This window comes from Streptococcus caballi DSM 19004, assembly GCF_000379985.1.
Taxonomy (GTDB): Bacteria; Bacillota; Bacilli; order Lactobacillales; family Streptococcaceae; genus Streptococcus; species Streptococcus caballi.
Genome location: NZ_KB904063.1, coordinates 1 through 24593, shown reverse-complemented (window position 1 = coordinate 24593; position 24593 = coordinate 1). Strand labels below are relative to the sequence as shown.

Genomic DNA, 24593 nt, shown 5'->3' with positions numbered 1-24593 from the left:
ATACCAAATTATATTTTTAATGACGATTATTTGGGTGATATTATATAATCAGCTACATCTGCTGTTTGCAGAAATTCTTTGCCTATTTTCACAACATCCTTTAGAGTTAAATCGGCCAAAATATCTGGAAAATCAAAGTAAGATTCTTTGTCTCCTAAATAACTGACAAACTGACTAGCTAAATAATCAACATCATCTAGACTTCGGATAAAGTCGCCATACAACTCACTTTTTACCGTCTGTAAGTGTGTAGCTGATAAATCACTGGTATTTTTCAAATTCTTAAGATATTGCCTAATTCGATTTGACATCGCAATAGGCTCCGCAGTATCCAAGGACAGTATCAAATACTGAAACTGATTTTGAATCTCAATTTCAATATCAAAAGAATCATCAATTTGTCCACTCTCATATAGATTTTGATAAGTTTTAGATGTCCAACCCAAAACCATAGCAAAAAACAGTTTTAGAGCAATTTTTTGCTTTAAGAGTAATGAATTTTGAAACTTTTGTCCTCGATAGCCGATAGCCAATTTGGACTGAGCAACATCCATGTAAATAGATTTCGTTTTGACTACTGGAAAATACTCTACTTCTGAATTTGGCTTCTGTATCTTATCTGTTTTCGAATCATCCTCGTGAAACTCTTTAAGAATTTCAAACATGGACGGTGCATCAAAGTCACCAACCAAAAGCAAGGTCATATTGGTTGGTTGATAAAAGAACTGATGATTTTCCTGCAAATCAGTCAAAGTAATTTTCTGGATGCTATCCTTAGTTCCAGCAATATCTTCTGTTAGAGCTGTAGCGGGGAAAAGATTAGACAAAATTCCCTGATAGAGTCTAAAATCTGGATCGTCCTGATACATGGCAATTTCCTGCTCAATTATCTTTTTTTCTCTCTCAATTGACTCTTCTGTAAAGGAAGTTGACAGGAGACTATCTAAAAATAACCTCATATTTTCCCCAAACTGACCCTTATCCGTTGTTGAAAAAAAATAACAAGTTTTGTCAAAGCCTGTAAAAGCATTGCTATCAACACCTTGATTTGATAATTCTTTGAAGAGATCTTTACCATCCTCGAGTTCAAATAGTTTATGTTCTAAAAAATGTGCTAGTCCTAAAGGATATTCTTTGTGAGTTCCTTCACCTCCCTTAACACTTGTATCAAGAGCACCAAAGCGAGTCATCACATAACAGCTATATTCATTAAAATCCGTTTTGGGAATTAAGTAAACTTGTAAACCATTTGGCAACTCGCCACTGTAAAAAGTTTCTTTTATTCTAGGGAAAAAATGTTCTTTCAATTCTTGCATATTTAATTTCCTTCCCAAAAATAGATGGCTTGTAATCTAATATATTTGGCAATAAGAGATACATCATCCTTGTAAACATAGTTAATAGACTCAATCAGACTATTTCTATTATGACCTGGGCTTATATAAGTTTCATGATAAACCTCATCCATCCAAGATTTAGGATTGTCTTTAGATAATCTAATATTCGTTATCAACATTTTTTTAGTCTGATTCAAAAGTTCTGGACTTATTTTTCCCAATTTAATGGCTGTCAACTGCTTATTAATTAATCTTACCGTTTTTATGAGATTTTTCTTATCAATACCTGCATAGATGTTAAAAAATCCCGTTGGCCAGTCAAATTGACTAGCAATGCTGTAAGCAAGACCTTCCTTTTCTCGAATTTCTGTAAATAATTGAGAGTGCGAAAAAGCTCCTAAAAGTCCATTTGTCACTAGTAAAATAGCATAAAAACGTTCATTAATTGGAAAGAAAAAGTGATAACCCAATTGCAAAACTGACTGGTTAGTGTCCTTCCTCTCAATCCTTTTTTTAATAATTCTTTGATGACGTTGATCGTAGTTAAAAGTGAGTTTCTTCTTGCGATCTTCTAGAGGAAATTTATTAAACAATTGAATCATACGATAGTCATCAAAGTCGCCAAGGATAAAAATATCTAGCTGATCACCTGTCAACATCTTTTGAAATTCTTGATAAGCTGTATAAGCTGTTTCTCTTTCCAACAATTCTACTTGACCATATTTTGACTCCTGCAAATCAGAATCATTATAAAACATACTTTTCAAAGTCAAGCTACTGCTATAAAAAGCATCTTCCCTATTAGCTTCTAAATAATGTATCAAATTTCCTTTTTCAAGATCAAAGGTTTTAGTCTGGTACTGTGCAACAGAAACTAAAGGTTTAAACAGCATATCATGTAAGAAGTCAATCATCTCCTCTAAAACTTTCTCACCCCGTGGTGCTAAATTATCTTGAATAAAAGACAAATCAATATCTACAATATGTACTTTACCAATGGTTGACACATTAGTTGACACACTAGCTCCATACAAATTAGCCAACTTCGCACGAAATTTTTGAGCAGTGGGATAAGTCGCGTTAGCAGTAACCAACATTTGAGCAACCAAGACACGCTTGGCAACTGTTTTCTTATCAAAATTCCCCGAGAATCGAAACCTAATGTGATTAGACTTAAACTGTTTCGTCTTAATCAGGTGCAATTGAACACCTTTAGCAATTTCCATACTATTCTCCTCAAAAACAAATTATTAGCTAAAATTATACCATTTTTGTGCTATAATTACACCTTTAAACTCATGTAAATATTGACACTATAAAAGGCTTTAAATCAGCATTCCATTGTAAATCATGTAAACATAAATAAGCGTGTAAATCACCCAATACTAGACAAAATACTAGACAAAAAGCTAGAAAATACTAGACAAAAAATGAGTTCAGCAGGCAAGAAATTAGCGCCCTCAAGGTGCTTTTTTTAATGCAAAAATACCGAAAGTTTACACAAAATTGGGCAAATGTTTTTGCTGTCAATGTAACTAATTGTTAAGAAAAACCGCCCTTAGATAGTCCAAGAGCGGTGTTAAAACAAAATGCTATATTATTGTAACATAGTAATGTTAGATATGCGAGACAATCAGGATAACGCTCTGGCTAGCGCCTCAATGCTTTTCCGTCTTTGGTAATAGACTTGTCTATCTGAGTACACTCCAAGCACTCTCCCTACTTCCTCGACACTCATGCCATTCACAAAAAACAATCTCAGCACCATTCTTTGCTCTGGGTCGTCTACAAGGTCAATCAAATTAGCTAGATGCGTACGTTCTTCCAATAGGTCGTTGATTTTCTGCCTTAATTCCTCTTTACGTTCAATCTGCTTATTATACTTGTCCGCTATGTCAGTGGTCTTGCTACTGAGTACCTTGGTTTGTGTTAGTGTTGACTTAGAGAATAGACCATCTTCCAGATATTGAATTTCCAAGTCCATCACTTTTATTTCTTTGTCTAGCTTTCTAATGCGTTTGAGTTTGTCGGTTACTTCTTTCTGTTTTGCGTTCATGAGACACCTCTCTAAAAACTGAGTAAATTCCAATAAAACTATTATACCAAACCACCCCACAAAACACTCTTATAATATTGATAGCGCGCTATTGTTATTGAGCTTTGCTATATTGGTATAGACACCTTTTAAAAATTTGAAAAATTTGTGTGCGACACAAGACAACACCATTGTGCGGCTCTTCCTTAGATAAAGATAGGCGGGGGGTGTTTTTATCTCTCTCTCGTGCTTATCTTGCGACTTCTGGCAACTTGTTTTGTGTCTAGATAGAATTATACCACCCCAACCGTTTATGTCTCTCTGCGTGCATTTTACAGGGCGCTGTGAGGCTTAAAATTGATTCTAGCATTAAGGCAAAGCAAAAACGCCTATAAAGGCGTTCAGTTTATTTATAAATATCTTTTCTATGTCCTACCTCAAGGGCTAGTATTATCAATTCATCATCTATGATGTCACAAATTACACGGTAGTTCCCTACCCTGTAACGCCATAGCCCTTTAAACTGTCCAGTCAATGCCTTTCCCAACTGTCTCGGGTTACTTAGACCGTCTAAGCGTTTCTTCATATCCTTGGCGAGCATTAGCCCAACATGTTTATCCATCTTCTTAAGCTGCTTTTTAACTTCATCACTAACAACTAGCTTATAAGTCATTTTCCAGCTCCTTGATAATGTCATCTATAGAGTGCTTAACAGGGTTCTCATTGTATCTATTTAAGGCTTGAATACCCACCTCATAGTCCAACTGGTCTTCTATTTGTTCAGCCAATGCCGTTTTAAATAGCTCTGATAGTGTTTTACCTGTATGTACTGCGTAACTCCTAAATAGTTCTTCCTCTGCGTTATTTAGTCTTAACGATACCATACCCATAACATTTACCTACTTTCTCTCTTTGTAATACATTGTATAACATTGTTTTAATAAAGTCAAGTCACGCGCCTATCATTTGGGCTATGCTGATATACCAAGCACATTAAAAGGCTACCCCTTTGCTGGGATAACCTGTACTCATTTCATTAGCAAACCACTGACCGCTATATCTCGTATAACTTGGCTCTCTATATCTTCGGGCAATTGTAAGAAGTCTAGCAACTCGCCTAGTGCTTGCTTATCTGTACTAACAACCATCTTCTTAATGATATTGTTGTAATGCTCTTCTAAACAATCTTCAAAGCGTTGGCGCTGTTCCTGTGTTGGTTGGATTGGGATAGATACGCTATCGTTAAGAACCATATAGCAAGCCTCGGTAAGCTGTGCAAAGAGTTTAGCACGCGCCTCTGGGTGCTTGTATAATTCATAGACGTTTAGCGTGGTGTCTTCGTTCTGAAATCTTTTCACCACCTCCACGTACTTATAAGCCATTGGAAGGCTTAACGGTTTATTGTCTGCCATAAACTCATCCCGTATCTGATTCATCATCTCAAGTTCTTTTTCAGCCTGTTCTAAATAGTCTTTATCTGTCATTGTTCCATCTCCTTATGCTGTGGTTTCCTCTGTGCTAGCTGGTTCATCCTCTGGGTATAGAAACAGTTCAGCATATATCTGCATCATGTACCGCCATGCCTGTCCGTCTGTTAGTTCGGCATCTAACCAATGGTCAGCAACTTCTAAGAAACTATTATAGAAATTGGCTATCTGGTAAAAGGTCACGTCATCACCATCCTTGTCAGTGATCCCGTAGTTATTCAAGTCTATTGTTTTCTTGTCTGTCATTCTCGTTTACCTGCTTTCTGTGTGTAGTGTTTTTGTAGTTGCGCGTAGTGTTTTGAGTATAGGAAAACACTACAGACTAGCGAACCATCATAAACCCAATAATACCAAGGCTTTAAAACTGTTTCTAGCTGTCCTTTTGTATTGTCGTTGTAGTGTTTTTTAAATCAAAACACTACACTATAAATACAGTCATATCAAGGTTTCAAGGTGGTTTTGTAGTTTTTTTGGGCGTTTTTTCTCTCACTCCCACTATATATAATAAATAATACTCCTTTATATATATAATGAAAATTATATCTATTTTAACTACAAAATAGAGCTAAAGCACTGATATAATAGGCTTTTTCGTGTAGTGTTTTTAAAATCAAAACACTACAAAAATTGTCTGAAAATTAACTCAACCCCAAGCGCCCCAAGGGTTTTGGCGTGTAGTGTCTTTGTAGTGTTTTTGGCTTATTTGTAGTGTTTTCTTGTTTCCCTCTCCCAACCAGAGCTCACTTTAAAACCTAATCTTACTCTTTCTTTTTTCACCCACCTAGGATTGCTGTTAAGATATAGGCGTGTTTTCTTACGGGCTTTGGCTTTTTGAGTTTCTGGGAGCTCTGAAAAAAGTTCCTCCATGACTGCATTGGTGGTCACTTTGGTTCTTGCCACAATGCTTTCCCATTCTATGCCACGTTCCTTATCTGCGGTAGTCTTATAAGCCTTTCCGTACTGCTCCAAGTCATAATAATAGCTTTTTCTTTGGTGCGGGAAGGTCGTAGGCTCGTAGAAGTCTTTGGGTATCTTGGTTTCTAAATACCACTCAAGGCGCTCTATGTCATCATCTACAATCTTGTACTTTTCCCGCTCAGTCTCAATAATTTTTCCTTCTTTGCTGTCTTCAGCATAGAATAAGACGGGATTAGCTAGATAGGAGCGGTAATAATTCCCCCAAATGGCCAAACGGTCTTTATCTGAGATGGTGTTAGGCTGTTCCTTGCGCTTCTTAAGTACCCTCATAGGGAGGAAACGCCTATCACCCGTCGCATCATTTAGATGCTCAAAATCGTTTGTAGTCCTAGAAAAGACAAAACTAACAGGAACACGCTTCATACCTCGCCCATAAGCTGGTCTATATTTCAACTCCCTACGCGTGATGATCTGCTTTAATTCTGGGAACTTGGTTTTATTGCTGGCCACTAATTCATCATCATTCACCAACCATGACTCAGCCATTAAGCCCCACTGGTCTTTATCGTAGAAGTTAGTAACTTCACTATAATAGCCTTTGAACATTTCACGTAAAAACGTGGTCTTTCCTGCTCCCTGTACGCCTGTTAGGTCTAAACAATAATCAAATTGGCAGCCTGCATCTAACACGCGCCCAATAGCACCTCTAAAAAACAGGTCAAGCACTATCTTGTTGTATTCTGTATCCTCGATATTGATATATTTTTGAATAATTGGAAATGGGTCAGCCTCTTTGCTTGTTAGTGATAATTTTAAAAAGTCTTTGATAGGATTGTACGTTTTTTCACGCGCTACTACTGTGATTTCATCCGCTACCCAATCTACAGAATAATCTAGTTCATATTTTTCAGAAATATAGCTAGCAACTTGTTTCAAGCTGTCATCACTCAATTTTCCAGCTCTTAAAATAGTATCACTGTGTAACTGCCTATCTTCAACAATTTCAATTAAGTCAGTCGCTTCATTGTATCTAAAAGCCCCTGATAGGTTATCATCATAGTATCTTAGAACACGGGTTAAGTTACTACGGATTTTTAAAGGCTTTCCGTCTTTCCCTGTCCTAAGCGGTATTTTACTAATATTATTTTTTGGTGATCCCAGTTGGTCAGGGACTAACTCATCTAATTTTTCTTTAAAACTCTCTGCCATCATTCTCCTTTCATTTCATTCTGATAAAGTCTGTTTAGTGTTGTTATGAACGCTTGTAATAGCTTAGTGTCTGGCTTAGCTAGTTTGCTGAATACTTGCGTTGTCTCTTCATAGCTGTACCCTGCCAGGTAAAACTGCCTCACAAAATTAGTTGCTTCCTCTGGTTCAGTGATGCCATAAGAAACCCAATATAAAATGGAACCATCTAAGAGAAGCCCATTTCCAGCGCGTGACTGTTTCAAACATTCCTGTTCTAATTCTTGCAAAGTTGTCAGCAATTCATCACCACAATAGGCAATGTCGTAGTTCCTAGCAACTTCCCAGCCGTCTGATAGATAGTTTTCTAGTCCGTCTGTGTCGCTAACCGTTACCGTGATACCTTTATAGCCAAAATCGCCCAAGCACTCTCCAATAGGTTTCCAGTAAGTCATGAGGACGTGTTCACCTTTGCGTAAAGTTCGTGTCGGGTTGTCCTTTAGAAAGCTGAAAAGGGGCAATACCCTGTTATTCAGTTTCAAATCAATCAACCGATACAAGATATTCCCCCCCTTTATTATTCAACTCCTAAAAACTTTAAAAGCTCTTCCGTCTTATAGTAAATATTGGTGCTCCCCTCAATGGGCGGTGTATAACGCCTTAGCCCCAAACGCTCCCAGCGTCTTAACGTTGTATGGGTGATTTCAAATTCTTCTAACACGCGCTTTTGAGATAGTAGACCTGTGTTGGTTTTATGCTTCTTGCTATCTTGCAAGTAGTTATCAACTTTACCTAGAATGCTGAAAAAGAACTCACGCTCCGCCTCTTGGCTGAATGACAGCTCCATTTAATCACCTTCTTCCAAATATTGTTTGTAAGCGTCAAGGCTGGCAACTATCAAAGCGTCAAGACGTTTTGCCTCTGAAACCTGTTGGTTTCTTAATGATGAAATTCCCGCTAGGCGTTCCGTGTCATTGGCTGGGATGTAATATCCACCAAATTGGTCACGGTTGCCACAAATGGGGATGCCATAATCTAATATCAGACGGTTAATAATGGCTTGAATGACTCGCCTGTTCATTCCTGTAAGGCTTGCTAGCTCTTTCCCTGTGATAGGTCTTTCCGCCCCAACTGGGAGCAAACCAAGCACGCGCCTAGTTTGTTTTGGCATTGACTTTGGTTTCTGATTTTTCATATTTCCTTTTTCCTCCTATTCTTTCTGTTGTTTTCAGACCCTAACTAGTTCACCCTTATAATTTATCAAGGGATATGGGTTAGGTTGTTTCGCGCCCATAACTGTGGGGGCAAAATTAGCTAAAATTGCGTTTAAGATGTTTAGCCATCTTTGCTTTTTGTTCTTCGCTCATTTTCCTGCGTTTTTTACCCCAAGGGTTGACCCTAAAGTCTTCTAAATTTCTGATTTTAGCTTGAATGGAAATAACCCGCCCATTCTCTTCCTCTCGGGATAGCTCTTCATAACATTCTGGGTCTTTTAGAATACGCTGAATATGTCCATAGATATTAGTTTCATAGTACCAAGCCTTTTCTAGCTTGTCGTAACGGATAAATGTTTCTTGTTCGTCCAATTGGTATGTCATATTATTCCCCTTCTTCCATTGCCTTAACTCGTTGCGAAAGGCTAGTGATAGTTTCTTGCTGTGTTTCAACAATCGACAACAAACGTCCGATAAGTTCGCTATTTCTTACAGCACCTTCCACTAGCATACTTTGAACAGTTCCATCATTTTTGTAACCTTTCCAACCTTCCAGTTCTTTGTCAATATCTTTGCGATAGCTATCATAACCTATAATTTTTTCACTCATTGCCTGCCTCCTAGTTGTAATATCTGCCCTGTGATTGAATATAAGCGCCATAGTTAGAATTGTGAAGCTCTGGGGTCTTTGCTACTGGTTGCGCGTGGATTGGCTCTTTAGGCTCTATATCCAACTTAAAATAGCTCTTGTGCCTCCATAGCTTAACCAGTAGGATAACCAATACTAGAAACAGTAATTTCATTTCTGCGGGTGTTAAGTTCAGTTCTTGGATCATGTCATTTCTCCTTGCGATAATCTAGTGTGTATTGATTGTGTTGGGCAATCAGTTGCCTTAAGTTATAACTAACCGTGCTAATAGTCGCCTCTGTGACGCCTTTTGAATATCCTAATAAGGTTAAATCTAACACGGCTACGGTATCCTCTAACTGTGCTAGCAGTTCTTCATATTTTCTTACAATGTCTGTATTAGTCATTTTCTTACCCTCTTTCCTTGTATGCTTTCAATTCTTCGGGGTTGTCACATTCCAACAATGAATAAGCGATATTATCAAGCTCTTTATAAAGGCTGTCCATTTGGTCGTATGTTTGACTTAAAAAGTTATTCAAACAGCTCAATAAAATAGCCCTGTCTGCCTCACTATTCATGGCTAGCATAAGTGTATTAGAGAAATGTTTCACCATAGCTACCCTTGTCATGGCATCCGTGAGGCGTTGCCCTTGTTCCTTGAGTTGGTTAGCAGTAAGTGCAAGTTCTTTTGTTTTTGATTTTGTCATGGTTCGTTACCTCTTCTATTTTGAAATTATGGCTATTTTGAGGGATAGCCCCCTTTAGAATGGTCAAAAGTGCATAAATCTGATATAATTTAAGTATTAAAATACTTCTAAAACCCTTACGGCTTGCCTGCTTGTAATTGTTTTAGTTTGAATATCTGAAAGCCTGTCGGTCTGCAAACTTCAAGGCTTTTTTTGGTACTATCACGCGCTTTCTAGTGCGTTCTTTTTGTTTACCATAGTCTTTATATCGTGGTAAGTGAAATTAAGCTCAATCATGGCTATAACCATATTTTCCAAGGCTTGATATCCTTCTAGCTCTCTGCTATAAAGACTATTCAAGGCAATTCCTTCACCTCTCAAAGCTCGTAACTGTTTAGCATTAAAGCCTGTTACTGCTTTGAGTAGTAGGTTAGTGACTGTACTGTGTGCGTGTTTAGGGGCGTTTTCCCATTCGCTGATAGCTTTTACTAGCTCTTTGCGTTTGGGCTTTTCTAATGCCCTCTGATAGCGGAACTCTGCCACCTCGTCCCTCATCTCAAAGAAGGCTTTAACTAGGTTTTCTTTGAATTGGGCTACCTGCTCGGTATTCTTTAAGAATGTAATCAGTAATGTTGCCTGTTGTTCGTTTAAGATATAATCTTTAGCCTGTTGCCCACTCGGCAAAGGTCGCATTTGAAATGCTAGCTTTCCATAGCGTTCTAAACGCTCTCTTTGTTTTCTGATATGTTCTTGTATAGCGTGGTGACTGACACCAGCACAATCAGCAATAATGCTACTAAGTGTGTACGGCTCTTTCTTGCCGTCTAAATAAACTAGGTTCATTGCTGTACCTCCTTTAGTTATTTGAAAACATTTCTTTTTCTTTGATTTCTTCGGGCTTGATGTCTCTACTAACCAAAATCCAGCCCGCCATAGTGTTATGAACGTAGTCAGTGCCGTCATTTAGTTCAATAGCAACCACCCCAAAGTTATCAGTATCCATATAACCAGCCCGTTTGAACGCTTCGGCTTTGCTATCGTAAAGCTCAATAGATGAACGCCCGTTCAGCTTAATACCTTTGTCAGTGATTTCAGCAAATTCTGTAAAAGTGTTAGTGATGTAATAAAATTTCATTGTCTGCCTCCTATTTACTTTTGCATACTTTTGAATTAAAAAAATATATCTTCGATAGTGATTTCTGGGAACATAGGGAGCAATAACTGCTTAAAAGCGATTTTTTCACTATCGCTAAAAGAATTTCGCCCAGTTTCTTTGTTGTGATAGCTTTGTTTAGTCATTCCTAGCTTTTCCCCTAACTGTTTTTGGGTCATTCCAAGCATATTTCTGTAACCTCTGATTTTATTTTTAGAGTTCATCTTTTTCACTTCCTTTACTTTTGCATACTAAAATAATAAAGTTTTTTATTTATTTTGTCAATACTTTTATTTACTTTTTTTTAAAAAAAGGTTACTATAATACAAGAAAGGAGGTCACAAATTTTGGAAATAGACAATATAGCAGTAGGAAACCGAATAAAAAGCATTCGACTTGACAAAGGAGCTACCATGGAAGAGTTCGGGAAGTTCTTTAATACAAGTAAAGGAACAGTAAATAATTGGGAAAAAGGACGCAATCTGCCCAATAAAGAAAATTTGTTAAAAATAGCAAAGTTGGGAAACATGACTGTTAGTCAGTTAATCAATGGTGAAACGGGAATAAGTCACTATAATTGGGAGTATATCAGCGATATAATGAAACAATATTTTAATAACTACCCTATTGACAAGGTTGCATTTAAAAATACACAAACAATCGTTGACTTAGCTTTCTTTTTAAATCTGGGTATAGATGATATTATTAATATTTATTTATATCAGAAAGAGAATAAAAAGCCCCTAGGAACATTAGAGGAGTTACAAAAATATTTTGAAATAACTTCAGACGGTTTAATGTCTTATTCTGATAGTGTAGATGGTGAAGCATTGATGGATTTGGAAATTCAAGCATCTTTCTTAAATAGTTATGCTTATAAAATTAATAAGTATTTAAATACTGGTGTATGGGCTTCGCCAACTATTTCCAGGTTAAAGAAAAATAAACCGACCAACTAACCCCTCCCAAATTTCGTAACGTTTCGAAATTCCACGCCACTGTTTCCAAAATTTCTCAACGTTGCAACATTTCAACCACCTATATAGCTTTATTTCAGCATTAAAAAAAAGCGTACCTACTTAGTACGCTAAAATTACATGATAACCAATCTAAAACCCTTACGGCTTGCCTGCTGATGTTAGAAAGGTTCATCATGACAATAAAACAATTCACAAAAAAGAACGGTGAAACAGTGTACCGCCAACGGGTGTATTTAGGAACTGACAGCATGACAGGGAAGCAAGTCCAAGTTACCATAACAGGGCGAACAAAGAGCGAAGTTAGCCAAAAGGCAATAAAAAAGCTTGCTGACTTTCAAGCGAACGGATCAACCGTGCTCAAAATGCAACAAGTAAATAATTATAGTGACCTTGTTACGCTTTGGCTTAGCAGTTACAAGCTGACAGTTAAGCCCCAAACTTACCGCCATACTGAAATAACCATCCATAAGCATCTTATCCCATTCTTTGGAACAATGAAGCTTGAAAAAATTAGCATGCCATTTGTGCAATATTTTGCTAACTCCATTTCTTCCAGTGGTCTAAAAGAATACAAGCCTATTATAGCATTAAATAAGCGTATATTACAGTATGCGGTTCATCTCCAAATTATCACGCGCAACCCTGCTGATAATATCATAGTACCATGTATGAGACAGGAAGAGAAAAATCTTAAATACCTAGATGATAGCCAATTAAAGCAATTTATAGGCTATTTAGACAGCTTACCTGATAATTACAAGAATAACTATAACCGTGTATTGTATCAATTCCTATTAGCTACTGGCTTGCGTATCGGTGAGGCTATCGCCCTTGAATGGTCTGATATTGACCTAGAGAATGGAACAATCAACATAACTAAGACGTTCAACCCAGTCATAAACAAACTGAGTACACCAAAGACAAAAGCTGGGAAGCGCGTGATAAGCATAGACAGAAAAAGCTTACTCATGCTAAGGCTCTACAAGGTGCGACAAGAGCAGAAATTCAAGGAAATGATTTCACCCTATGGCAATTATGTCTTTTCCAATGGTCTAGCTCCTTATCCATTCAGGAACAATCTGCAAAGGATGTTAGATAATCACTTAGAGCGTGCGGGGTTGCCTCGGTTCACCTTTCACGCTTTCCGTCATACTCACGCTAGTCTCTTGCTGAATGCTGGTATCAGCTATAAAGAACTCCAACACCGATTAGGACACTCTAAGATTAGTATGACCTTGGATGTCTACAGTCACTTATCAAAATCAAAAGAAAAAGAGGCGGTCACATACTACGAAAAAGCACTAGGAAAACTCTAATACTAGACAAAATACTAGACAAAAAATATTGACACCCCTTGAAAAGCTTATTAAATCAACGTTTTAATAGCTTTTATATCTTCCTTGTGCTATAATTACTTCAATTATAAAATGGAGAATACTATGGAATACAAATTCAAATTATTTGATGACTATATCACTTTGCAAGCTCTTTTAAAAGAGTTAGGAATTATTCAAAGCGGTGGTGCGATTAAGGGATTTTTAGCTGAAACGACTGTTCTTTTTAATAGTGAAGACGAAAAACGCCGTGGTAAAAAAATTCGTTTTGGTGATAAAGTCGCCATTCCTTCGGAAGATATTGAAATTGTGATTGTTGAACCTACAACCACCGAAATCGCAGAATATAAAGAAGATTTAGCTGAGAAAAAACGTGTCGCAGCTTTAGTTAAACAAATGAATCAAACCAATAGAAAAATCAAGAATCAGACAAGCCAGAAAGCTGCTAATAACAGTTCAAAATCGTCTCAAAACTCTCGTAAACCTGTCCGTTTCCCAGGAACTTAATCATGTGGATTCAAGATATTACATTAAAAAACTACCGCAATTATCAAAATCTTGAAGCCAGTTTTTCTCCATCTTTAAATATTTTTATTGGGAAGAACGCCCAAGGAAAGACTAATCTTCTTGAAGCTATCTATTTTTTAGCCCTGACACGTAGCCACCGTACACGCTCAGATAAAGAACTCATTCATTTTAAAGAAAAAGAACTTCTTATTTCTGGGCAAGTTCAACGTACAAATGGAAAGGTTCCTCTTGAAATTAGATTATCAGATCGCGGGCGAGTAACAAAAGTCAATCATCTCAAGCAAGCAAAACTCTCAGATTACATTGGAACCATGACAGTGGTGCTTTTTGCACCAGAAGATTTACAGCTGATCAAAGGGGCACCCAGTCTGCGTCGAAAGTTTATTGACATTGACTTGGGACAGATAAAACCTGTCTACTTGTCAGATTTATCAAATTACAATCACGTTCTTAAACAACGCAACAGCTACCTCAAATCAGCAGAAACAGTTGATAAAAATTTTCTAGCAGTCCTAGATGAGCAGTTGGCTGACTACGGTAGTCGCGTCATTGAACATCGCTTTGATTTCATATCTGAGTTAGAAAAAGAAGCTGATCAACACCATTTTACTATTTCTAATGGTCTAGAACATCTCAAAATTCAATATCTGTCATCAATAGTTTTTACTAATCAAAGTGAAATAAAGCAAAATTTTTTAGTCCAATTATCTAAAAATCACCAGCGTGATATTTTCAAGAAAAATACTAGCCTTGGACCCCACCGCGATGACTTAGCCTTTAGCATCAATAATATGGATGCTAAATTTGGTAGTCAAGGACAACATCGAAGTCTCATCCTATCACTAAAGCTGGCAGAAATAGAACTCATCAAAAATGTAACAGGAAATTATCCGATTCTCTTGCTTGACGATGTTATGAGTGAACTTGACAATTATCGTCAAGTAAAACTCTTAGAAGGTATCAAAGAAAACGTTCAAACCTTCGTCACAACAACTAGTCTCGAACACTTATCAAGTCTACCTGAAAACGTCAAAACATTCACTATAGAGAACGGAGCGATCATTAAAGAATCTCTTTGACAATTAATTCTTTACAGAGTTGTCAAGTATATTTACAAAAAAGTCAATATACTTGACAAGCTAAAAAGAGACCACAGCGGTCTCTTTTTTCTATTTTAATCCTAATGTACTGAGTAGTTAGGAGCTTCATTAGTAATCTGAACATCGTGTGGGTGACTCTCAATTAAACCAGCACCTGACATTTCAATGAATTGGGCATTTTCGTGTAATTCTTGCAGAGTTGCAGCTCCAACATATCCCATACCTGAACGAATACCACCAAGCATTTGGAAGACGATATCCGCAGCCGCACCTTTGTAAGCGACACGTCCTTCAATACCTTCTGGAACAAGTTTATTAGCTTCATTAACTGAACCTTGGAAATAACGATCACTTGAACCTTTCTTCATAGCTGCAATTGATCCCATACCACGGTATGTTTTAAATTTACGACCTTGATAGATCTCGGTTTCTCCTGGAGCTTCATCCGTACCCGCAAACATTGAACCAAGCATGACAGCGTCGCCACCTGCTGCAAGAGCTTTGACAATATCACCAGAATATTTGATACCACCATCAGCAATAATTGTTTTACCGTATTCGCGTGCAACACCTGCTGCATCATAAATAGCTGTGATTTGTGGGACCCCTACACCAGCTACAACACGTGTTGTACAGATTGAACCAGGTCCAATACCAACTTTAACAACATCAACACCTGCTTCGTAAAGAGCACGGGCTCCTTCAGCAGTAGCAATATTTCCAGCAATTAGAGTACGTTCTGGGAAGTGTTCACGAATTTCAGCAATTTTGCGAAGAACGCCGGCAGAATGACCATGTGCTGTGTCAATAACGATAGCATCAGCACCCGCTTCAAAAAGGGCCTCAGCACGTTCAAAGGTATCTGATGTGACACCAACCGCACCTGCAACCAAAAGACGGCCAAATTCATCCTTAGCAGCATTTGGAAACTCAATCACTTTTTCAATATCCTTGATGGTAATTAGACCAGATAAACGACCAAATTCATCCACCAAAGGGAGTTTCTCAATACGATGCTCATGGAGAATGCGCTCAGCTGTTTCCAAGTCAGTTCCAACTGGAGCAGTAACCAATTTTTCACTAGTCATATGCTCTGAGATAGGAGTGTGATAATCTGAAATAAAACGCATGTCACGATTAGTAATAATACCAACCAACTTACGATTTTCAAGCGTTTCAACGATTGGGACACCTGAAATACGATAACGTTGCATTAATTCTTCTGCTTCAGAAACTTTGTGGTTAGGTGTTAGGAAAAATGGATCAATGATGACGCCATTTTCAGAGCGTTTAACCTTGCGAATTTCTTCAGCCTGCTCTTTAATGGACATGTTTTTATGAACAACACCAAGTCCACCTGCACGAGCAATAGCAATAGCCATTTTGCTATCTGTAACAGTATCCATGGCTGCAGTAATAATAGGAATATTCAATGTCAAATTTTTAGCAAGTTTGGTTTGCATGTTCACTTCATTAGGAAGAACATGACTTTCAGCAGGAATAAGTAAGACATCATCAAAAGTAAAGCCTTTTTTCAAAAATTTAGTGTCCCAATTTGACATTATCTAGTCCTCTTTTCTATTATTTTAGGGAAACTTAGCCCCATTCTATTTTATTGTAACTATCATATCACGCTAAAATCATTTGTCAACTCATTCTTATTATTTTTGATTATAATATTTTCTATTCTATATTTGCATTTGGCGTTCGCTTTTTCTGTAAGAAGATACTTAAATCTGTTTTTTTAAAAGAATTCATTCGGATCTGACAGAAAAATCTGAAATGCTAGATCATTCCAGATTTTATTTTAGAAATAATTAATTCCCATTGCTTCTTTAACTTCTGAGAGTGTTTGACTAGCTACTGCACGCGCAGCTTCACTTCCTTTTTCAAGCATATGGAAAACTTCACCCATGTCTTTGGCATACTCCAAACGACGTTCACGAATTGGTGCCAGCTCACGCTCTAAGATTTCAAATAAATAACGTTTTGTCTTAACATCTCCAAGTCCACCACGTTGATAGTGCTCCTTCATATCTGCAATTTTAGCCTGATCCTCTTTGTGACCAAAAATATCAAGATAATGGAAAACCATGTTGCCTTCAATTTGCCCTGGGTCTTCCACGCGAATATGATTTGGATCAGTGTACATGCTCATAACTTTTTTACGAACAGTGTCAGCATCATCTGACAAGAAAATACCGTTGCCAAGAGACTTAGACATTTTAGCATTTCCATCTAAACCAGGCAAGCGACCAGCTGCTTCATTTTCAGGATAAATCCCCTCAGGTTCTACCAAAATATCGCACTTATAAGTATGATTAAAGCTACGCACGATTTCACGAGTTTGTTCAATCATAGGTTTCTGATCATTTCCAACAGGAACAAAATTTGCTTTAAAAGCTGTGATGTCAGCTGCTTGAGAGATTGGATAAACCAAAAAACCAGCTGGGAGAGATTCCCCAAAACCTTTCTGTGCAATCTCTGTTTTAACAGTTGGATTTCGTTCCAAGCGTGCTAGAGAAACAAGGTTCATGTAATACATGGTCAATTCAGCCAACTCAGGAATCTGACTCTGGATGAAAATCGTTGACTTGCTCGGATCAATACCCACAGACAAATAATCTAGTGCCACATTTCCGATAGAGTCTCTGATAATTTCAGATTCTTTGGCATGATCAGTTAAGGCTTGTTGATCTGCCAAGAAAACAAACATGTCATACTTATTTTTATTTTGCAAGTCTACACGGTTTTTAAGACTGCCAACATAATGCCCAAGGTGCAATTTCCCAGTTGGACGGTCTCCTGTTAAAATAATTGGTTTTTTCATTTTTTCTCCTTTACAATAAAAAATCCCCACGCAGGCAAGCTACGTGAGGGCGTCATATCAAATACGCGGTACCACCTCAGTTGACAATATCTTTACATAACTGTCATCTCCACCTTCTCTTACAAGAAGTTGCACGATAAGGAGTGCCAAGCCTGAAACTTATGTGTTCGTTTCATGTGAAACATCAGCCCATTTCATAAAAGTATGATACTGACTTTCAGCACGCGTCAGCTCTCTACAAACACACTTTAACTACTCTTTCTGAATATGATGTTATTCTATAAAATTAGATGATATTTGTCAAGCTGCTGTGAAAGTGCTAACATTTTTCTTGATGAGAATTACGTACTTTGCCATAATAGGTTTTGGTTTAGAAAAAAGGAATAATTGAAAAGAAAAGGGCTTGATTTTATTCTAGTTAGTCTAGGGGCTTTGGTTGCTGCTGTTGGTTTTAATAGTAATAGTATGTTTTTAGAAAATCATTGCATCAGGTGGTGTTGTGGGATTAGCAATCAGTCTGCGAGAATTGTTAGGCTGTAATCTAGGAAATTTCGTTATGCTGTCAAATTTTCCTTTACTGTTAGCCTATTTTATTTTTCTCGGAAAAAATAATTTTATCAAAACGATTTATGGTTCTTGAATCTATTCTATTTTTATTAAGCTAACCGAAGAAATTTCTACAATTACTGACACTCCATTACTAGCCGCTATTTTTTGTGGCATCATTTGTAGTTTTGGTTTGGGACTTGTTTTTTTCTTGGAAATTCTTCAATCGGAGGACCAGATATTATTACACAAATTTTACATAGATACGTACCTCTTCCTTTAGCGGTAGCTATGAGCATTGTAGATGGCTTTAGTCTGGCTAAGGATTAATCGCCTTTGATACTGATACGGTTATGTATTCTACCATTGCCTTATCACCATGGTTATATGGTCAATATTATGCAAATTGGGGCTGATTCTTCTCGTAAGATTATGATTATTTCACATTTAAATCAAGGTATAAAAGCTTATATTTCACAAAAAGCTGACCGAGGCTAACCGAAATTCCTGTTATCGGAGGATCTACAGGACAGCAGAAAACGATGTTAATGACTACTGTATCGCGTCAAGAGGTTCCTAGACTAAAAAATCAAATGCTAAAAATACATAAGACAGCCTTCATTGTTGTGATGCCTGCTACACAAGTTATGGGAAGAGGCTTTAGTCTGACCAAACATTATCAACTAGATGATAAAGGGGATTATTTTTCCAATGTAAAAATAATCCCCTTTATCATTGAAAAATGGGGCTTTTTCTTGTACAATGAAATTCAGATATAACAGATGAGGTGAAAAATTGCTTACAGTTTCAGATGTGTCGCTACGCTTTAGTGACCGCAAATTATTTGACGATGTCAATATCAACTTTACAGCTGGAAATACCTATGGGCTGATTGGGGCAAATGGTGCAGGAAAATCTACCTTTTTAAAAATTTTGGCCGGAGACATTGAACCCACAACTGGTCATATTTCTCTTGGTCCTGACGAACGTCTGTCAGTTCTTCGTCAAAATCACTTTGACTATGAGGAAGAACGTGTTATTGACGTTGTTATTATGGGTAACGAAAAGCTTTACAGCATCATGAAAGAAAAAGATGCTATTTACATGAAGGATGACTTTTCTGATGAAGATGGGGTTCGTGCTGCCGAACTTGAAGGAGAATTTGCAGAACTTGGTGGTTGGGAAGCTGAAAGTGAAGCATCTCAATTACTCCAAAACTTAAATATTCCAGAAGACCTCCACTACCAAAATATGAGCGAATTAGCTAATGGTGATAAGGTTAAAGTCCTCCTTGCCAAGGCTCTCTTTGGTAAACCAGATGTTCTCCTTCTCGATGAACCGACCAACGGCCTTGATATCCAATCCATCACTTGGTTGGAAGATTTCTTGATTGACTTTGAAAATACCGTCATCGTCGTATCCCATGACCGTCACTTTTTGAACAAAGTATGTACCCACATGGCTGACCTTGACTTCGGTAAAATCAAACTCTATGTTGGTAATTATGATTTCTGGAAAGAATCATCTGAACTTGCAGCTCGCCTACAAGCAGACCGAAATGCCAAAGCTGAAGAAAAAATCAAGCAATTACAAGAATTCGTTGCCCGTTTTTCTGCCAATGCTTCAAAATCTAAGCAAGCAACCTCTCGTAAAAAAATGCTTGATAAGATTGAATTAGAAGAAATTGTCCCATCCAGTCGTAAATATCCATTTGTGAAATTTAGTGCTGAGCGTGAAATCGGGAATGATTTGCTAACTGTCGAAAATCTTTCTGTTACCATTGACGGTGAAAAAATTCTTGATAATATCAACTTCATCTTGCGTCCAGGTGACAAGACAGCTCTTATTGGACAAAATGACATTCAGACAACAGCTCTTATTCGCGCAATAATGGGAGATATTGACTACGAGGGCACTGTCAAATGGGGTGTGACAACAAGTCGCTCATACCTTCCAAAAGATAATTCTCGTGATTTTGCTTCTGGCGAATCTATCCTTGAATGGCTTCGTCAGTTTGCTAGTAAAGAAGAAGATGACAATACCTTCCTTCGTGGATTCTTAGGTCGCATGCTTTTCTCAGGTGATGAGGTTAACAAGTCTGTCAACGTCTTATCAGGAGGAGAAAAAGTGCGCGTGATGCTATCAAAACTCATGCTACTTAAGTCAAATGTTCTTGTCCTTGATGATCCTACCAATCATTTGGACTTGGAATCTATCTCAAGTCTCAATGATGGACTCAAAGACTTTAAAGAATCAATCATCTTTGCCAGTCATGACCATGAATTCATTCAAACTTTGGCCAACCACATCGTCGTCATCTCTAAAGACGGTGTCATTGACCGTATTGATGAAACTTATGATGAATTCCTTGAAAATGCAGAAGTGCAGGCTAAAGTAGCTCAACTCTGGAAATAAAAAGCGGCAACGCTTTTTATTTTTATACTGAGATTCAGACGACTAGAAAGAGAAATGATGATATTTAGCAAGTTTACTAAAAATAATATTTTTTACTACACAATCAGTTTTCTCCTCCCCTTTTTCATTCTGTTCTTTATATTATTATCAAAAGATATTTACTGGGGAAGTAAGACAACTATTTTAGCCAGTGATGGTTTTCACCAGTATGTCATTTTTGCACAAAATCTTAGAAATATTTTACATGGCAAAGATAGCATTTTTTACACATTTACAAGTGGGCTAGGCCTTAATTTTTACGCCTTAATCAGCTATTATTTAGGAATCTTTTTCTCTCCACTTGTTTACTTTTTTGATTTAAAAAATATGCCAGATGCTCTCTACCTTTTTACCCTATTGAAAATTGCTTGCGCTGGTTTATCTGCTTCTTTTAGTCTAAGAAAACTCTATCCTAGAGTAAATAACAGTCTCATTCTAGTATTATCAACCTCCTATGCCCTGATGAGCTTTACTATTAGCCAACTAGAAATCAATATGTGGCTGGATGTTTTTATTCTAATTCCACTTATTATTCTAGGTTTAAATCAAGTACTTACTCAAAGAAAATTTCTCTTATATTACATTAGCTTAACCATTCTCTTTATTCAAAATTATTATTTTGGATTCATGGCAGCTATCTTCTTAGTTCTCTACTTCTTAGTTCAATTGACAAAAGACTTTTCTTTGAAAAGTACTGGTCGCAGGTTGATGGACTTTACAGTTTTGTCACTATTAGCAGGTCTGTCTAGTAGCATCATCCTTTTACCAACCTACCTAGACCTCTCTACTCACGGAGAAAAGTTTACAACCTTTACAGGTTTCTTGACGGAGAAATCTTGGCTACTTGATATATTTGCAAAAAATATAGTCGGTTCTTATGATACTACTAAATTTGGTGCCATTCCAATGATCTATGTCGGAATTCTCCCTCTATTCCTGGCACTTACCTATTTCACAATCAAATCTATTAAATGGCAAACACGCTTAGCTTACCTACTTATGCTTAATTTCATTGTGATAAGTTTTTATCTTCAACCACTTGATTTAGCTTGGCAGGGTATGCATGCACCAAATATGTTTTTACATCGTTATGCTTGGACCTTCTCTATTTTAATTATCCTGCTGGCTGCTGAGACTCTGTCTCACCTTTCTGAGCTGACTTTAAAACAGTTTGTCACTTCTGCAACTATCTTAGGAATAGGCTTTTTAGCAACTCTCTTTTTTAGAGAAAAATATGATTTTTTACAGTATAGCCAGTTTATTCTTAGTTTCGCCTTTCTAAGCGCCTACACTATCCTTCTCTTCAGCTATTCTAAAAAACAATTTCCCTATCGTTTTTTCCTATTCTTTACGCTCCTATTTGCACTTATTGAAATCTCATTAAATACTTATTATCAAGTCAATGCTTTAGGAAATGAGTGGACCTTTCCTTCACGTGATGGTTATAAGCGTAACTTGACAGATATTGACAAACTTGTCAAGTTCACTAAGAAAAAAGAACAGAAGTTTTTCCGAACAGAACGTTTGCTACCCCAAACCGGGAATGATAGTATGAAATACGATTATAATGGTATTTCCCAATTTTCTTCCATTCGTAATCGATCATCTAGCAGCACTTTAGACAGATTAGGTTTTCAATCTACTGGAACCAACCTCAATCTGCGCTATCAAAACAATACACTGATAGCTGACAGCCTATTTGCTCTTAAATATAATTTAACTGAATCAAGTCTTGATAAATTTGGCTTTTCTCTTCAAAAAACTTCTGGTCAAACCAGTCTTTACAAGAATCAGTATGCTAGCCAGTTAGCAATTTTAACAAATGATACATACAAAGACACAGCTTTTACAGTTAACACTTTGGACAATCAAACAAGCCTGCTAAACAACCTGACAGGACTATCAGAACGATATTTTTCAAGACTTTCTGCTCAGTTACTTTCTGGTCAACATTTGCTGAATAATAGGATTAATCTCAGCAATACTAAAGGATCAAATAATACTGTTACTTATCAGATGACAATCGTAGAACCAAGTCAAGTTTACGTTAGTGTTCCTTCGCTTACATTAGATGACGATAAAAATAAAACAGTTCAAATAACAATTAATGGACAAACTAAAATTTACACAACTGATAATGCTTACAGTTTCTTTGACTTAGGATATTTCAATGCTGGTCAAACAGTTGAGGTCACTTTTAGCTTTCCAGAACAAAATCAAGTCTCCTTTAACTCACCAAACTTCTACGCTTTAAATATCAGTAGCTATCAAAAAGCGATGTCGCTTATCAATTCAAAACAAGTTAGTGTAAAAACAAAGTCAAATAACGTAACTGTTAACTACCGTAGCAAGAAAAAAGCCTCTCTTTTCTTCACCATTCCTTACGACAAAGGATGGACAGCTACATTGAACGAGAAAAAGATTAAGCTTTTAAAAGCACAAAATGGTTTTATGAAAGCTGATGTTCCAAAAGGAAAAGGAAAAGTTATTTTAACTTTCATTCCGAACGGTTTCAAAGAAGCTAGTCTCCTCTCACTGCTTGGTATTGCTCTCTTTGTTCTCTATTTTTACTTTACAGCCAAGTCTAACAGTAAATTAAAGTAAGTAAAAATCAATTTTCTAATTCAAACGTTTATAAAACCAAAAGCTGGGGTATAAAGTCCCAGCTTTTAAATTCTTAAATTGTCAATTAAACTAGACTTTTCAAGTAACCCAGAAAAACGTGATAAGCTGTAAGGTAATTCAAAGACTTTCTTGAAGTCCTGTTTTCTTTACCAGCTATAGCGGATAAAGAATATTGAGATATCCCATTAAAATCCACCTACTTCGGAAGTCCGTGCTGCCTCAACAATCCAATTAAATATTTTTTCAGACCTCGTTGCTCAGGACAGCCTGGAGCTGCAAAGAAAATATCAATGCCAGGCACATTTGAAATAGACTTCCAGTTAGAAAATTCTTTACCGCAATAAAAGGTTATCGACTTAAAGAGATGGCTAGGATCTTGAGACAGCCATTGATGAAGAGACGTTTCAATATCACTTGCTTTTGTCCCTTGGTTTTCAGTGTGATGATAGCTTTTGAGAGGTGTTCCACTAAAGTAATCACTGCACTTTTGTACTTTTCACCCACAATGGTATTCCCTTCAAGATGTCCAAACTCTGCATTAAAACTAGGGGAGATGTCAGCTCTTTCGCGTAAATCTCTGCAAATGCTTGTTTTCCTCGTGTTTCTCAATGACCATTTGGCTTTCGTTTGCCTTTCCAAGGGAAATCTGTCTTGTCGAATACCCTAACATCAGTTAAGCGGTTGATGACATTGTAGATGGTCTGTTTTGACCTTCTCACTGATTTCATAATATCTACAACTTTTACGCCTTCTTGGTAGCATGCCTCTATCACTACGAGTTCAGTTGTGGTTCATGAGTATAGGTCATTTAGGTTAGTTCCTTTCAGACAAATGTGGTCGGTTATCTGAGACTAACTATAGATGGCTTTTTCTGTCTAGCTTAATTTGACAAATTGAAAATAAAAAAACCTAAGTTGAATGAACTTAGGGTGTCTTATCACTCCGGCAGTAGGACTCGAACCTACGACATCATGATTAACAGTCATGCGCTACTACCAACTGAGCTATGCCGGATAAAAAAAAACTGCCTAGCAGTAATTATAGTCCGTACGGGATTCGAACCCGTGTTACCGCCGTGAAAAGGCGGTGTCTTAACCCCTTGACCAACGGACCTGAAGCTTTAGGAATATTCTCCCTTAACACTCTTACTATTATATCAGAATAATTTTCTTTGTCTATACTTTTTTGAAAAAATTGTTATTTTTTATCATCTTTTTTACCTTCCCTGAAATCCGCCACCCTATCTTATATAATATTAACTTTTAATTGACAAAAGCTCAGGAATTTTGATAAACTAGTGTAGCTGATGGTCTCATAGCTCAGCTGGATAGAGCATTCGCCTTCTAAGCGAACGGTCGCAGGTTCGAATCCTGCTGGGATCAAAGGAAAACTCATAGCATTAGCTATGAGTTCAGAATGAAGACAAACATCTCGATTGATGTTTGTCTTTTTCTGTTTATAGAATTTAAATCGCCTCTGTTTACTAAAATAGAGGGTATTTGTCCAAAATAAAAAAGCTTGCCTGCCCTTATTTTTACCAATTTTTTGAGAT

Annotated in this window: 26 protein-coding genes, 3 tRNA genes and 2 pseudogenes; 8 read left to right on the top strand and 23 right to left on the bottom strand. The window is 37.1% G+C overall.

The genetic code is table 11. The annotated features are described in order from the left end of the window. Positions 1-26: 26 nt before the first annotated feature. The 18 genes from yfmH to A3GS_RS0101235 all read right to left on the bottom strand — a co-directional run bounded on the left by yfmH (position 27) and on the right by A3GS_RS0101235 (position 10868). Complete coding sequence (gene yfmH, locus A3GS_RS0101325) at positions 27-1316, bottom strand: EF-P 5-aminopentanol modification-associated protein YfmH (protein WP_018363623.1); 1290 nt, start codon at positions 1314-1316, stop codon at positions 27-29. A gap of 2 nt (positions 1317-1318) precedes the next feature. Next, positions 1319-2563, bottom strand: coding sequence for an EF-P 5-aminopentanol modification-associated protein YfmF (gene yfmF, locus A3GS_RS0101320; RefSeq protein ID WP_018363622.1), 1245 nt, complete (start codon positions 2561-2563; stop codon positions 1319-1321). Positions 2564-2970: 407 nt separating this feature from the next. Further along, a complete protein-coding gene (locus A3GS_RS0101315) occupies positions 2971-3393 on the bottom strand; it encodes a DUF1492 domain-containing protein (protein ID WP_156808853.1) in 423 nt (140 codons plus the stop codon). Between the two features lie 385 nt (positions 3394-3778). Next, on the bottom strand, positions 3779-4045 hold the full coding sequence (locus A3GS_RS0101310; protein ID WP_018363620.1) for a type II toxin-antitoxin system RelE family toxin: 267 nt from the start codon (positions 4043-4045) through the stop codon (positions 3779-3781). Beyond that, complete coding sequence (relB, locus tag A3GS_RS0101305) at positions 4035-4262, bottom strand: type II toxin-antitoxin system RelB family antitoxin (RefSeq protein ID WP_018363619.1); 228 nt, start codon at positions 4260-4262, stop codon at positions 4035-4037. The genes A3GS_RS0101310 and relB overlap by 11 nt, the downstream gene beginning before the upstream one ends. Positions 4263-4400: 138 nt before the next feature. Then, positions 4401-4856 (bottom strand): hypothetical protein, encoded by a 456-nt coding sequence (locus A3GS_RS0101300; protein ID WP_018363618.1) that lies wholly within the window; start codon positions 4854-4856, stop codon positions 4401-4403. 12 nt (positions 4857-4868) lie between these two features. Continuing rightward, positions 4869-5105: a hypothetical protein gene (locus A3GS_RS0101295; RefSeq protein WP_018363617.1), complete on the bottom strand. Its 237-nt coding sequence runs from the start codon at positions 5103-5105 to the stop codon at positions 4869-4871. Positions 5106-5558: 453 nt separating this feature from the next. Next, positions 5559-6989, bottom strand: a complete 1431-nt coding sequence (locus tag A3GS_RS0101290) for a VapE domain-containing protein (protein ID WP_083901859.1) — start codon at positions 6987-6989, stop codon at positions 5559-5561. After that, entirely contained in the window at positions 6986-7417 is a 432-nt protein-coding gene (locus A3GS_RS0101285; RefSeq protein WP_018363615.1) for a hypothetical protein, read from the bottom strand. The genes A3GS_RS0101290 and A3GS_RS0101285 overlap by 4 nt, the downstream gene beginning before the upstream one ends. A gap of 122 nt (positions 7418-7539) precedes the next feature. Further along, complete coding sequence (locus A3GS_RS0101280) at positions 7540-7809, bottom strand: hypothetical protein (protein ID WP_018363614.1); 270 nt, start codon at positions 7807-7809, stop codon at positions 7540-7542. Continuing rightward, positions 7810-8157 (bottom strand): hypothetical protein, encoded by a 348-nt coding sequence (locus A3GS_RS0101275; protein ID WP_018363613.1) that lies wholly within the window; start codon positions 8155-8157, stop codon positions 7810-7812. A 115-nt stretch (positions 8158-8272) separates the two neighbouring features. Further along, positions 8273-8560, bottom strand: a complete 288-nt coding sequence (locus A3GS_RS0101270) for a hypothetical protein (RefSeq protein WP_018363612.1) — start codon at positions 8558-8560, stop codon at positions 8273-8275. Position 8561: 1 nt separating this feature from the next. Continuing rightward, positions 8562-8786 (bottom strand): hypothetical protein, encoded by a 225-nt coding sequence (locus A3GS_RS0101265; protein WP_018363611.1) that lies wholly within the window; start codon positions 8784-8786, stop codon positions 8562-8564. 227 nt (positions 8787-9013) lie between these two features. Further along, entirely contained in the window at positions 9014-9211 is a 198-nt protein-coding gene (locus tag A3GS_RS0101255; protein WP_018363609.1) for a hypothetical protein, read from the bottom strand. Between the two features lie 4 nt (positions 9212-9215). Continuing rightward, complete coding sequence (locus A3GS_RS0101250; RefSeq protein WP_018363608.1) at positions 9216-9512, bottom strand: hypothetical protein; 297 nt, start codon at positions 9510-9512, stop codon at positions 9216-9218. Positions 9513-9713: 201 nt separating this feature from the next. Next, positions 9714-10334 (bottom strand): Rha family transcriptional regulator, encoded by a 621-nt coding sequence (locus tag A3GS_RS0101245; RefSeq protein ID WP_018363607.1) that lies wholly within the window; start codon positions 10332-10334, stop codon positions 9714-9716. Positions 10335-10347: 13 nt separating this feature from the next. Next, positions 10348-10626 (bottom strand): hypothetical protein, encoded by a 279-nt coding sequence (locus A3GS_RS0101240; RefSeq protein ID WP_018363606.1) that lies wholly within the window; start codon positions 10624-10626, stop codon positions 10348-10350. Positions 10627-10661: 35 nt separating this feature from the next. Then, positions 10662-10868, bottom strand: coding sequence for a helix-turn-helix transcriptional regulator (locus tag A3GS_RS0101235; protein ID WP_018363605.1), 207 nt, complete (start codon positions 10866-10868; stop codon positions 10662-10664). Positions 10869-10991: 123 nt separating this feature from the next. Between A3GS_RS0101235 and A3GS_RS0101230 the strand changes: the two genes are divergently transcribed. The 4 genes from A3GS_RS0101230 to recF all read left to right on the top strand — a co-directional run bounded on the left by A3GS_RS0101230 (position 10992) and on the right by recF (position 14565). Then, on the top strand, positions 10992-11603 hold the full coding sequence (locus A3GS_RS0101230) for a helix-turn-helix domain-containing protein (RefSeq protein WP_018363604.1): 612 nt from the start codon (positions 10992-10994) through the stop codon (positions 11601-11603). A 194-nt stretch (positions 11604-11797) separates the two neighbouring features. After that, positions 11798-12940 (top strand): tyrosine-type recombinase/integrase, encoded by a 1143-nt coding sequence (locus tag A3GS_RS0101225; protein ID WP_026216220.1) that lies wholly within the window; start codon positions 11798-11800, stop codon positions 12938-12940. A 123-nt stretch (positions 12941-13063) separates the two neighbouring features. Continuing rightward, complete coding sequence (gene yaaA / locus A3GS_RS0101220; RefSeq protein ID WP_018363602.1) at positions 13064-13465, top strand: S4 domain-containing protein YaaA; 402 nt, start codon at positions 13064-13066, stop codon at positions 13463-13465. A 2-nt stretch (positions 13466-13467) separates the two neighbouring features. Beyond that, positions 13468-14565, top strand: a complete 1098-nt coding sequence (recF, locus tag A3GS_RS0101215; RefSeq protein WP_018363601.1) for a DNA replication/repair protein RecF — start codon at positions 13468-13470, stop codon at positions 14563-14565. Positions 14566-14666: 101 nt separating this feature from the next. On the opposite strand, the gene guaB is transcribed toward recF, so the two are convergent. Beyond that, positions 14667-16148, bottom strand: coding sequence for an IMP dehydrogenase (guaB, locus tag A3GS_RS0101210; protein ID WP_018363600.1), 1482 nt, complete (start codon positions 16146-16148; stop codon positions 14667-14669). Positions 16149-16393: 245 nt separating this feature from the next. Beyond that, positions 16394-17416: a tryptophan--tRNA ligase gene (trpS, locus tag A3GS_RS0101205; RefSeq protein ID WP_018363599.1), complete on the bottom strand. Its 1023-nt coding sequence runs from the start codon at positions 17414-17416 to the stop codon at positions 16394-16396. 387 nt (positions 17417-17803) lie between these two features. Here trpS and A3GS_RS11280 point away from each other — a divergent pair. The 3 genes and pseudogenes from A3GS_RS11280 to A3GS_RS0101185 all read left to right on the top strand — a co-directional run. Beyond that, positions 17804-18657: pseudogene (locus tag A3GS_RS11280) on the top strand (YitT family protein); the annotation flags it as partial. Between the two features lie 100 nt (positions 18658-18757). Further along, a complete protein-coding gene (locus A3GS_RS0101190; protein WP_018363598.1) occupies positions 18758-20377 on the top strand; it encodes an ABC-F family ATP-binding cassette domain-containing protein in 1620 nt (539 codons plus the stop codon). A gap of 54 nt (positions 20378-20431) precedes the next feature. Continuing rightward, positions 20432-23020, top strand: coding sequence for a YfhO family protein (locus tag A3GS_RS0101185; RefSeq protein WP_026216218.1), 2589 nt, complete (start codon positions 20432-20434; stop codon positions 23018-23020). Between the two features lie 85 nt (positions 23021-23105). Here the strand turns inward: A3GS_RS0101185 and A3GS_RS12845 are convergent. The 3 genes and pseudogenes from A3GS_RS12845 to A3GS_RS0101170 all read right to left on the bottom strand — a co-directional run bounded on the left by A3GS_RS12845 (position 23106) and on the right by A3GS_RS0101170 (position 24154). After that, positions 23106-23849, bottom strand: a pseudogene (locus A3GS_RS12845) (IS30 family transposase). Positions 23850-23981: 132 nt separating this feature from the next. Beyond that, positions 23982-24055: transfer RNA gene (locus A3GS_RS0101175), tRNA-Asn, on the bottom strand. A 27-nt stretch (positions 24056-24082) separates the two neighbouring features. Continuing rightward, a tRNA-Glu gene (locus tag A3GS_RS0101170) sits at positions 24083-24154 on the bottom strand. Between the two features lie 195 nt (positions 24155-24349). Between A3GS_RS0101170 and A3GS_RS0101165 the strand changes: the two genes are divergently transcribed. Next, a tRNA-Arg gene (locus A3GS_RS0101165) sits at positions 24350-24423 on the top strand. Positions 24424-24593 lie beyond the last annotated feature (170 nt).

Bases quoted from the DNA above. Each gene is read 5' to 3' on its own strand.
- yfmH (WP_018363623.1), bottom strand. From the start codon at position 1,316: ATGCAAGAATTGAAAGAACATTTTTTCCCTAGAATAAAAGAAACTTTT.
- yfmF (WP_018363622.1), bottom strand. From the start codon at position 2,563: ATGGAAATTGCTAAAGGTGTTCAATTGCACCTGATTAAGACGAAACAG.
- A3GS_RS0101315 (WP_156808853.1), bottom strand. From the start codon at position 3,393: ATGAACGCAAAACAGAAAGAAGTAACCGACAAACTCAAACGCATTAGA.
- A3GS_RS0101310 (WP_018363620.1), bottom strand. From the start codon at position 4,045: ATGACTTATAAGCTAGTTGTTAGTGATGAAGTTAAAAAGCAGCTTAAG.
- relB (WP_018363619.1), bottom strand. From the start codon at position 4,262: ATGGGTATGGTATCGTTAAGACTAAATAACGCAGAGGAAGAACTATTT.
- A3GS_RS0101300 (WP_018363618.1), bottom strand. From the start codon at position 4,856: ATGACAGATAAAGACTATTTAGAACAGGCTGAAAAAGAACTTGAGATG.
- A3GS_RS0101295 (WP_018363617.1), bottom strand. From the start codon at position 5,105: ATGACAGACAAGAAAACAATAGACTTGAATAACTACGGGATCACTGAC.
- A3GS_RS0101290 (WP_083901859.1), bottom strand. From the start codon at position 6,989: ATGATGGCAGAGAGTTTTAAAGAAAAATTAGATGAGTTAGTCCCTGAC.
- A3GS_RS0101285 (WP_018363615.1), bottom strand. From the start codon at position 7,417: ATGACTTACTGGAAACCTATTGGAGAGTGCTTGGGCGATTTTGGCTAT.
- A3GS_RS0101280 (WP_018363614.1), bottom strand. From the start codon at position 7,809: ATGGAGCTGTCATTCAGCCAAGAGGCGGAGCGTGAGTTCTTTTTCAGC.
- A3GS_RS0101275 (WP_018363613.1), bottom strand. From the start codon at position 8,157: ATGAAAAATCAGAAACCAAAGTCAATGCCAAAACAAACTAGGCGCGTG.
- A3GS_RS0101270 (WP_018363612.1), bottom strand. From the start codon at position 8,560: ATGACATACCAATTGGACGAACAAGAAACATTTATCCGTTACGACAAG.
- A3GS_RS0101265 (WP_018363611.1), bottom strand. From the start codon at position 8,786: ATGAGTGAAAAAATTATAGGTTATGATAGCTATCGCAAAGATATTGAC.
- A3GS_RS0101255 (WP_018363609.1), bottom strand. From the start codon at position 9,211: ATGACTAATACAGACATTGTAAGAAAATATGAAGAACTGCTAGCACAG.
- A3GS_RS0101250 (WP_018363608.1), bottom strand. From the start codon at position 9,512: ATGACAAAATCAAAAACAAAAGAACTTGCACTTACTGCTAACCAACTC.
- A3GS_RS0101245 (WP_018363607.1), bottom strand. From the start codon at position 10,334: ATGAACCTAGTTTATTTAGACGGCAAGAAAGAGCCGTACACACTTAGT.
- A3GS_RS0101240 (WP_018363606.1), bottom strand. From the start codon at position 10,626: ATGAAATTTTATTACATCACTAACACTTTTACAGAATTTGCTGAAATC.
- A3GS_RS0101235 (WP_018363605.1), bottom strand. From the start codon at position 10,868: ATGAACTCTAAAAATAAAATCAGAGGTTACAGAAATATGCTTGGAATG.
- A3GS_RS0101225 (WP_026216220.1), top strand. From the start codon at position 11,798: ATGACAATAAAACAATTCACAAAAAAGAACGGTGAAACAGTGTACCGC.
- yaaA (WP_018363602.1), top strand. From the start codon at position 13,064: ATGGAATACAAATTCAAATTATTTGATGACTATATCACTTTGCAAGCT.
- recF (WP_018363601.1), top strand. From the start codon at position 13,468: ATGTGGATTCAAGATATTACATTAAAAAACTACCGCAATTATCAAAAT.
- guaB (WP_018363600.1), bottom strand. From the start codon at position 16,148: ATGTCAAATTGGGACACTAAATTTTTGAAAAAAGGCTTTACTTTTGAT.
- trpS (WP_018363599.1), bottom strand. From the start codon at position 17,416: ATGAAAAAACCAATTATTTTAACAGGAGACCGTCCAACTGGGAAATTG.
- A3GS_RS0101185 (WP_026216218.1), top strand. From the start codon at position 20,432: ATGATGATATTTAGCAAGTTTACTAAAAATAATATTTTTTACTACACA.